At 49.6% G+C, this 1,798-nt stretch carries 4 protein-coding genes; all 4 read left to right on the top strand.

Annotation, left to right across the window (positions count from 1 at the left end):
- The coding region (locus tag FYJ35_RS14490; protein WP_205839868.1) for a hypothetical protein at positions 1–278 on the top strand (278 nt) is incomplete at its 5' end.
- Between the two features lie 73 nt (positions 279–351).
- Entirely contained in the window at positions 352–1,047 is a 696-nt protein-coding gene (locus tag FYJ35_RS14320; protein WP_205839867.1) for a carbohydrate-binding protein, read from the top strand.
- Positions 1,048–1,061: 14 nt separating this feature from the next.
- Positions 1,062–1,457, top strand: coding sequence for a hypothetical protein (locus tag FYJ35_RS14315; protein ID WP_154527590.1), 396 nt, complete (start codon positions 1,062–1,064; stop codon positions 1,455–1,457).
- Positions 1,458–1,471: 14 nt separating this feature from the next.
- Positions 1,472–1,798, top strand: a 327-nt coding sequence (locus FYJ35_RS14310) for a phage holin (RefSeq protein WP_154527589.1), incomplete at its 3' end; no start/stop codon positions are given.

The raw sequence follows: 1,798 nt of genomic DNA, 5'->3' as shown, positions 1-1,798 counted from the left end.
TAAACAACAAGATTGCCTGGGGCGATCAAGTATTTCTAAACAACGGTTACGCAACTGACGCCAACCAGTGCAGCCGTACCGGAATATATTGGACAAGTACAGCAACAGCAAATGTTCAGGGATACGGCATACTATTAGTCTTAGAATCAAGCCCCGGCACAGGCTTTAATACCAATAACTGGATCACGCAGATGTTTTTCTATAATTACGAATTAAACATAAAAATGCGCAAAAAAATTGGTAACGACAACTGGACTGAATGGCAGAAGATTGCCTAATTGTAAAAACAACTGTTGTTTGAGCTATTGATGCCGCCATTTGGCGGCTTTTTTAATGAGGAGGAAAACTCAAATGAAAACACTTAAACTCGTCGATGGCAGCTCTTTTGATGTGGCGGTCACATCATCTGGGGCATCGCTGGTATTTGTATTAACCAGCTTCGCAGACTGCGATCCGCTTGTACAGCAGATTAAGGCCTCAGCGCTGGCGTCATTGGATGATGCTCCACTGAACGGGAAGGCGATCACAGCGATCACTGCAGCAAAAGCGGATGGAGGCGTGCAGCTGACGTTTACGCTTTCCGATACCACCAAACAGCAGACTCTCGATGATATTGCCGGTGGAATCGCGGGCGGCAGCGTGTCCAGTGACATCCAGCAGATCGTTGATCTGGCGAAGAAGGGCCGTGACAGCCTGAGCGATACGGATGCCGCGGGATATGCGGAGTACTTCCCCGAATGGTCGCCTGACAGCGTGGCGTACAAGGCTGGGGATCGTGTGCAGTACGGTGGGAAGCTCTGGAAGGTGTCGAGCGATCACACGTCTCAGGCGAACTGGGATCCGGCAGACGCGCACAGCCTATTCGCAGAAATCCTTCCGGGGCAGGCGGGGACACCTATCGGAGAGTGGAAGCAGCCGGATGCGTCCAACACATACAGCAAGGGTGACAAGGTAACGTACAATGGCAAGACCTATGAGTCTACTATCGACAACAATGCATGGTCACCTGAGGCGTACCCGCAGGGTTGGAAGGGAATCACCGAGTAAAGGAGAAAGCAAAAATGGAGTTTTGGCAGACATTACTTGGCGGGATCCTGGGAGGCGGTGTCTTCGGATTTATCCAATTCCTGATCACGCGACATGACACCAAAAAGGGAAAAGACAACAAAGTAATCCAGGCAATTGAGAAGATCAATGACCACCTGACAGAGCTTGACGAACGGATGGCTAAAGAGCGGGCGGATGATTCGAGACGGAACATCATCATTTTTGATGATGAAATCCGGCGCAAGCTCGGGCACTCAGAAGAGAGCTTTAATCAGGTGAATGAAGACATAACTCACTACATCGAATACTGCCGGAGTCATGCCAATTATCAAAACTCAAAGGCTGTTAGCGCGATACAGAATATTCGCGAAACATACAAGCAGGTGAAGAAAGAAGATTCGTTCATTTGAAAGGAGTGAGAACTATGACTGAGCTGATTTACAACGTGCTGACTGCGATTATTGTGGCGCTGATCGGAGTGGTTGTACGCCAGCTGATCCCCTTCCTGAAGCAGAAGCAGGTAGAGGCATCTACGCAGATCCGGAAGACGAGATGGGCATGGACGGCGGACATTATCGATGCTGCGGTCCGTGCGGTAGAACAGACGGCCGATGCTGAACTACACGGAGACGACAAAAAGGACCTGGCGAAAAAGTATATCAAAATCCTGCTGCAGGAAAGCAAGCTTCCAGTCGATGATTACCAGATTGACAAAATGATTGAAGCAGCAGTGCAGGCGATGAACTCGGAG

The sequence above is a fragment of the Porcincola intestinalis genome (genome assembly GCF_009696445.1).
Taxonomy (GTDB): domain Bacteria; phylum Bacillota; class Clostridia; order Lachnospirales; family Lachnospiraceae; genus Porcincola; species Porcincola intestinalis.
This window is presented reverse-complemented; position numbering and strand designations above follow the sequence as displayed.

Excerpts from the sequence above, each read along its gene's own strand:
- FYJ35_RS14320 (WP_205839867.1), top strand. The coding sequence starts at position 352 with ATGAAAACACTTAAACTCGTCGATGGCAGCTCTTTTGATGTGGCGGTC.
- FYJ35_RS14315 (WP_154527590.1), top strand. The coding sequence starts at position 1,062 with ATGGAGTTTTGGCAGACATTACTTGGCGGGATCCTGGGAGGCGGTGTC.